Source organism: Rhodococcus sp. (in: high G+C Gram-positive bacteria), from assembly GCF_049591685.1.
Lineage (GTDB): Bacteria > Actinomycetota > Actinomycetes > Mycobacteriales > Mycobacteriaceae > Rhodococcoides.
In genome coordinates this window covers 1-6908 of record NZ_JBAWFH010000562.1, presented here as the reverse complement: position 1 = coordinate 6908, position 6908 = coordinate 1, and the positions used below count along the sequence as shown (strand labels likewise).

Here is a 6908-nt window from a genome sequence, read left to right as displayed (position 1 = left end):
GGCGTGGGTCGGGCAGGAGGCGTGGGTCCGGCGGGAGGCGTGGGTCCGGCGGGAGGCGTCGGCCGTGCTGGAGGCGTGGGCGACAGGCTGGGAGTGGTGTCAGGCGTAGGACCGGACTCGGCCGCAGAACCCGATTCGGATCCCGCTCCAGGTAGTCGATCGTTCGGGTCGATGGCGCGCATGACCTCGGTGACGGCCTCGTACGGAGGAACGTCGTGAGCCGAAGCAGTATCTTCAGAGGCCGGGGGCGTGTCGGCGGTGCCTTCCGCGCCTTCAGCATGCTGGGCGGGATCGGTCACGTCGTCCGGCGGATTCGGCTCTTTCTCATGCTTACCTTTGCCGTCTCCATCGACGCTCACGTTCTCGGCCCTCCCGAACCCCCGGAAATTCTTCCCGACTCTTCGGCCGAGCTTACGCACTGCACTTGTCGACGTCCGTGCCGAGCATCGGTGCAGAGCACCACCGCCGAGCATCGGCCCCCCCAGGCAAAGGTGGCCCCACACCGCTGCCGGGTCGGGGGTCGGGCAGCAGTGTGGAGCCACTACGACTATCGCGGCAGTTTGTGAACCGTTACAACCGGCCTCGAGAAGTTCGCAGATTGATTCAGTTGAACGAATCGGTATCGACGGCGCGAGCCCAATGCCCCGTTTTCACCAGCGCCAAAGTCAGCAGCAGGCGATCTTGCGGGTCGGTCAGACTCCGCCCGGTGAGTTCCTCGATCTGTCGCATCCGGTAGATGACGGTGTTGCGATGGCAGTACAAAACCTTGGCCGCATTGGTGGGTGACCCGTCGTTGGCCAGCACGTGCGCGAGGGTGTCGAGCAACGTGTCTCTCTGTGGCGCGGGGTGAGTCCACATCGAACCGAGCGCGTGGTGCACCAGCAACTCCGACGATTGATCGTCGGCGGCCATGATGACGCGGGGCAAGCGGTCGGTTGCGAGCGCAACCCCCGCCGAGCCGTCGGCGATCGTTTCCGCGGTCAGCGACGCCAGCCGGTACGCACCCGCGAACGACGCCAATCCGTCCGGTGAATGCGCGACGCCCACCCTGCCCGTCGCACGCGGCACCAATGCGTCGACGACACTTTTCCACGTCCCACGTGTGAGCGCGACGAGAGCGAACTGGTGACCGTCGCGGATGTTCCAGTGCGACACCGCGCCGATCTGGTCCAGTGCATCCTCGGGCGCGGCCAGCGGTGGCTCGTCGCGATCGTCGAGAATGCCGACGATGCATGCAATGTGCTGCGCCGCAGACAAACCGAGCGTCGCACGCGCCTCGAATACGAACGCAGGATCGCCGCCGCGGCCCGTGCGTAAACCGTCGAGCACCGAGAGGACGTTTGCCAGATCACGCTGCTGCATCCGCGCACTTTCACGGCGATAAGCCGCCACCAACGTCTCGTACTGACCGTCGAGAGCGCGCCACAACTGTTGCCCCGCAACGAGAAGCAGGCGCTCCTCGATCATCGAGGTGTTGCGTTCACGCTCCCGAATGAGCTCCTCCCATAGGGTTCGGCTGCCGAGGGTGTACGCCTTGAGGACCAATTCCATCGGGATCCCCTGCCGGGCACGTTCACGGCCCGTGCGCCGCCACACCTCCCTCGTCGTGTCGGTCGACGCGGGGGCGCCGGAGAGCGTTCGGAGCCCCTGCCGGATGTGTTCGCGCGTACTCCGACGGATCTCGGCGGCGATGTCCGGCGCGGGCGAGGACAGGTACGCGGGATCCTGCTCGATCAACGCGAGGGTGATCGAGTCGGCTATCGCATCGGCACGCCCGAGCAACGACGACCACGCACGCTCAATGATTTCCTGGTCGCCGCGTTTCGACGCCACCCGGGCAGCGCGACTACTCGAACCTGCGCCTGGCTCGGGTGCGCTCACGATGCACAGTTTTGCGCACACCGCCTACATATCGGGGCGATTTGCGCAGTACTGGTGTCCCCGGACCCAAACATTTTGTGCGCTGCGCCTATATCCCGGCTTGTGCTCAGCAACCATAGTGAATCCACACACGAAATGTGAGGAGCATCACTGTGGGCAACAGCTCCACCACGCCCGTCTTCGAACTCGAATCGATCGACGTCGCCTTCGGCGGCATCATCGCACTGTCCGGCGTGAGTCTCGACGTACGGGCCGGAGAGGTACTCGGCGTCATCGGCCCCAACGGCGCAGGCAAGACGACCCTGTTCAACGTCGCCTGCGGACTCGTCCGCCCCGCATCCGGAACCATCCGACGCGACGGAAGACCCCTGACCCACCTTCGGGCCGACCACTTGCCAAAACTCGGCATGAGCAGAACGCTGCAGGGACTCGGGCTGTTCGATCGTATGACCGTCCTCGACAACGTCATGATCGGCGCAGACCGAAACGCCCGATCCGGTTTTCTCGCCGGGCTGCTCGGCCTCCCCAGCAGCGCACAGGACGACAACACCGTCCGCGCCGAAGCCATGACCACCCTCGAAGAACTGCGCATCGACGAATACGCCCACCGACTACCGCCGAGCCTGCCGTATGCGGTACGCAAACGCGTCGCGCTCGCCCGCGCACTCGTCAGCAAACCCTCGCTCATCCTCCTCGACGAACCCGCCTCCGGGCTGTCCTCCGACGAAATGGAAGAACTCGGCACGCTCATCCGCTCACTCGCAGCACCCGCAGGCTCCACAGCCGATTCCACGATCGACGGTTCCGGTCATTCCGGGGGCTCCACTCCTGCCCCCTCCGTGATGCTCGTCGAACACCACATGGATCTCGTGATGAGCGTCTGCGACCGCATCGTCGTACTGGATTTCGGCAAAGTCATCGCCCACGGCTCGCCTGCGGAAGTCCGCGAGGATCCCGCGGTGCTCGCTGCATACCTGGGGAACGAGGTATCACATGACCACTGACACAGCGCAATTGGCGATCACGGGTCTCACCGTGCACTACGGCCCGGTCATTGCGCTCGACAACGTGTCGATGACCATCCGCACCGGCACGGTCACCGCGGTGCTCGGCGCCAACGGTGCCGGAAAGACCACCTTGCTCAGAGCCGTGTCCGGGCTGCTCAAACCGACATCGGGAAGCATTCGGCTCGCCGGATCGGAACTTGTCGGCGTAGCACCGGACAGGTTGTCGCGCAAAGGACTCGCGCACGTACCCGAGGGCCGCGGGGTCATCGCCGAACTCACCGTCGAGGAGAATCTGCGACTCGGGGCGCTCGGACGAAACCGCAGTCACGACGCCGTCACCCTCGACCACGTCTACGACATGTTCGCCCCACTGGCCGGTCGACGAACTTCGTCGGCGCACACCCTGTCCGGCGGTGAACGTCAGATGCTCGTCATCGGCCGAGCACTGATGGCCACGCCGTCGGTACTCCTTCTCGACGAGCCGTCGCTCGGCCTCGCACCGAAGGTGGTCACCCAGATCTTCGAGACGCTGCGCACACTAGTCGAAACCGAGTCCATGACAGTCGTTCTCGTCGAGCAGAACGCCCGCAGCGCACTGTCCATCGCCGAACACGCCGTCGTCCTCGACCTCGGCAAGGTCGCCGTCGAAGGCCCGGCGGACACTCTCGCCGACGACGCAGCCCTCCGCCACGCCTACCTCGGATTCTGACGAGCCGAAAGGACGCCTCCACGGTGCAGCAACTACTCACCATCCTTCTCAACGGCGTGACCAGCGGCATGATCTACGCTGCGTTCGCGCTCGCACTCGTGCTCATCTTCAGGTCGACGCGGATCGTCAACTTCGCGCAGGCCCCGATGGCCATGATCACCACGTACGTCGCACTGGTCGTCATCGACGCCGGCTACTCGTACTGGATCGGCTTCGCGGCAGCACTGCTCAGCGGACTGATCCTGGGTGCGCTCGTCGAACGGCTCGTGATCCGGTTCGTCGACAGCTCGTCGCACATCAACCCCGTCATCCTGACGCTCGGGCTCTTCATCATCATCCACGCCGTCGCCGCCATCGTGTTCGGCAACCAATTCCGTTCGTTCCCTGCACCGTTCGGTCTGACCGGTCAGACCGTCGGCGACATGAACATCGCATTGACCGGGTACGACATGTTCAAGGTCGTCGCGGTGCTCGTCGTACTGGGCTTGCTGGTGCTGCTGTTCCGCTTCACCGATCTGGGCCTGAAGATGCGGGCGAGTGCGTTCGAGCAAGAGGTCGCACGCCTACTCGGTGTGCGGGTGAGCCGGATGCTCACTCTCGGCTGGGCACTCGCCGCCGTGGTCGGATCGCTCGCCGGAATACTCATCGCGGGCGGCTCGCTCGTGCACCCGGGCTACATGGACTCCATCGTCGTATTCGGCTTCGTCGCAGCGGTTCTCGGCGGGCTCGATTCGCCGGGAGGAGCCGTCGTCGGCGGGTTACTCATGGGAGTGGGGCTGAGTTTCGTCAGTGGCTACATCGGCCAAGACCTCGTCTCGACCGCCGCACTGGTCATCCTCATCGTGGTCCTGCTACTGAAACCGAGTGGCTTGTTCGCCGGCACCGTGGCGAGAAAGGTCTGACATGTCATCATCAGTCGCCGACCGGCAGACGACACCGACCGCCGCCTCGTCGTGGCGCACCCGACTGTCGGCCACTCCCGTCCGCCGCCATCTGCTGGCCGCCCTCGTCGGCCTCGTCGTCATCGTGCTGGTTCTCGAAAGTGTCAGTACCTTCCGGCAAAGTCAGCTGACATCGGTTGCCTACCTTGCCATCGCCGCAGGCGGACTCACCGTCCTCACCGGTTTGAGCGGGCAACTCTCGCTCGGGCACGGGGCATTCATGGCAGTGGGCGCCTACACCGCCGCACTGATGCTGCGAGAACAGGATTCGGGCTGGACCGTGCCGCTCGTTGTGCTCGCGGCGACGCTCATCACCGGCATCGTCGGCATCGTGGTCGGTATCGCTGCCGCTCGGTTGCACGGGCCCTACCTCGCCGGCGCCACACTCGCCCTCGCCGTCGCCGTCCCCGGCCTCGCGCTGTACTTCTCCGAATACCTCGGCGGCGAACAAGGACTCGTCGTACCCGCACCCAAGGTGCCCACCGCACTGGACAACGTCGTGTACTTCATCACCGGAAACGAACTCGACAGCACCAAGTTCGTCTCCTACGTCAGCTGGTTCCTCCTCGTCCTCGTCTTCTTCCTGCTCGCAAACATATCGTCCAGTCGAACCGGCCGACGCTGGCGAGCCGTGCGCGACGACGAGGTGGCCGCCGAACTGTCCGGGATCGACCTCGGCCGTGCCCGAATCCTCGCCTTCGTCGTCAGCGCCGCCTGCGCGGGAGCAGCGGGCGCGGTGCTGGCCATGGCGTCGAGAATCGCGGCGCCCAGCGGGTTCACCCTGACGCTGTCGCTGACACTGCTGTCGGCGGTGGTGATCGGTGGACTCGGTTCGCTGGCCGGCGCGCTCATCGGTGCCGCACTGCTGACCTACATTCCGCCCGTCGTCACCAACCTCGGCCTCGACGCCGGGCTGACCAGCCTTCAATCCGCTGAACTCGCACCGCTCGTGACCGGCATCTTCACCGTCCTGGTCATCCTGTTCGCACCACTGGGCCTCGTAGGTACTTACCGCAGATGGCGTTTCGCCAGAAAAGGGGAGAAATGAAAACATCCGTATCGCTGGCGGTTCGCGCCACGGCCCTGACCGCCGCGGTCGCCCTCGTGGCGTCCTGCGGCGCCGGTGGCCGTGAGGAATCTGCGGAATCGACCGAAGGATCGACCGTCGGCATCACCGACACATCGGTGAAGATCGGCGCCCACTTCCCGCTGACCGGGGTCGCGGCACCTGGTTACAGCGAGATACCCACCGGCGCGCAGGCCTATTTCGACTACGTCAACGCAGCAGGCGGCATCAACGGCAGGCAGATCGAATACCTGGTCCGGGACGACTCCTACGATCCCACCACCACCACGCAGGTGGTCAACGAGCTCGTCCTGCAGGACGAGGTGTTCGCCGTCGTCGGTGGGCTCGGCACCGCAACCCACAGCGCCGTCATCGACTTCCTCAACGAAGAAGGCGTACCCGACTTGTTCGTGTCCTCCGGCGCGATCATGTGGGGCAATGATCCGGAGAAGTACCCCAACACCTTCGGATGGCAACCCGACTATCAGGTCGAAGGCAAGATCATCGGCGACTGGGTGACGAAGAACCGTCCCGACGCCAAGGTCGGACTCTTCCTCCAGGACGACGACCTCGGCCGCGACAGCGAAGAAGCAGTCCGGCAGTACCTCGACGACCAGATCGTCGAAGTAGTCCGCTACACATCCGGCAACACCGACGTCGCGCCGCAGATCGCCGCACTGCAGGGCGCGGGAGCCGATCTGATCCTCGGCTTCAACGTGCCCTCGTACACCGCTCTGAGCCAGCTGACCTCGATGCGTCTGAACTACGACCCCGAATGGTTCTACAGCTCCATCGGCTCCGACGTCGACCTCGTCGGGTCGTTGCTCGGACGGTTCTCGCAAGGCGCCGTCACCAACGGCGGGCAGTCGCTCGAGGGCATGATCTCGCTCGAGTACATCCCCGGAGTCGACTCCGCCGACAACCAGTGGACCCAGCTCTGGCAGAAGGTGTGGGCGGAGAACGGAACTGGCGAACCACTCACCAACTACCGCATCTACGGCATGAGCCAGGCCTACGCCTTCGTCCAGGCACTCCAAGCCGCAGGTGAGAACCCGACGCGGGAGAACATCGTCGCCGCAGTGCAGGACAACGGTAAGAACTTCGAAGGACCACAGTTGGCGCCGTTCCGGTACTCCGAGGAAAGCCACCTAGGCATCTCGGGCGCCAGCGTCTTCCAGATCCGAAACGGTGTTCCCGTATACCTGACGCCCGTGCTGGCGACCGACATCGGTGACTCACCCGTCGAGGAATACACGGGTGAAGAATCCACTCCGCCGGAAAGCGGGATTCCGGAATAGCACCAC

The 6908-nt window shown here is 64.8% G+C and carries 6 protein-coding genes and 1 pseudogene; 6 read left to right on the top strand and 1 reads right to left on the bottom strand.

Annotated features, from left to right (window positions below; genetic code table 11):
* A pseudogene (locus tag WBQ44_RS23125) lies at positions 1–219 on the top strand (hypothetical protein); the annotation flags it as partial.
* 384 nt (positions 220–603) lie between these two features.
* Here WBQ44_RS23125 and WBQ44_RS23120 read toward each other — a convergent pair.
* Positions 604–1881: a PucR family transcriptional regulator gene (locus WBQ44_RS23120; protein WP_495568991.1), complete on the bottom strand. Its 1278-nt coding sequence runs from the start codon at positions 1879–1881 to the stop codon at positions 604–606.
* Between the two features lie 152 nt (positions 1882–2033).
* On the opposite strand from WBQ44_RS23120, the gene WBQ44_RS23115 reads away from it, so the two are divergent.
* Genes WBQ44_RS23115 through WBQ44_RS23095 form a run of 5 tightly spaced genes read left to right on the top strand, consistent with a single transcriptional unit; the run spans position 2034 to position 6902 of the window.
* Positions 2034–2885 (top strand): ABC transporter ATP-binding protein, encoded by an 852-nt coding sequence (locus WBQ44_RS23115; protein ID WP_495568990.1) that lies wholly within the window; start codon positions 2034–2036, stop codon positions 2883–2885.
* Positions 2875–3597, top strand: coding sequence for an ABC transporter ATP-binding protein (locus WBQ44_RS23110; RefSeq protein WP_495568989.1), 723 nt, complete (start codon positions 2875–2877; stop codon positions 3595–3597). Before WBQ44_RS23115 ends, WBQ44_RS23110 begins: the two co-directional genes overlap by 11 nt.
* Positions 3598–3620: 23 nt before the next feature.
* Complete coding sequence (locus WBQ44_RS23105) at positions 3621–4499, top strand: branched-chain amino acid ABC transporter permease (RefSeq protein WP_495568988.1); 879 nt, start codon at positions 3621–3623, stop codon at positions 4497–4499.
* Between the two features lies 1 nt (position 4500).
* Positions 4501–5586, top strand: coding sequence for a branched-chain amino acid ABC transporter permease (locus tag WBQ44_RS23100; protein WP_495568987.1), 1086 nt, complete (start codon positions 4501–4503; stop codon positions 5584–5586).
* A complete protein-coding gene (locus tag WBQ44_RS23095; RefSeq protein WP_495568986.1) occupies positions 5583–6902 on the top strand; it encodes an ABC transporter substrate-binding protein in 1320 nt (439 codons plus the stop codon). The genes WBQ44_RS23100 and WBQ44_RS23095 overlap by 4 nt, the downstream gene beginning before the upstream one ends.
* Positions 6903–6908: the final 6 nt, after the last annotated feature.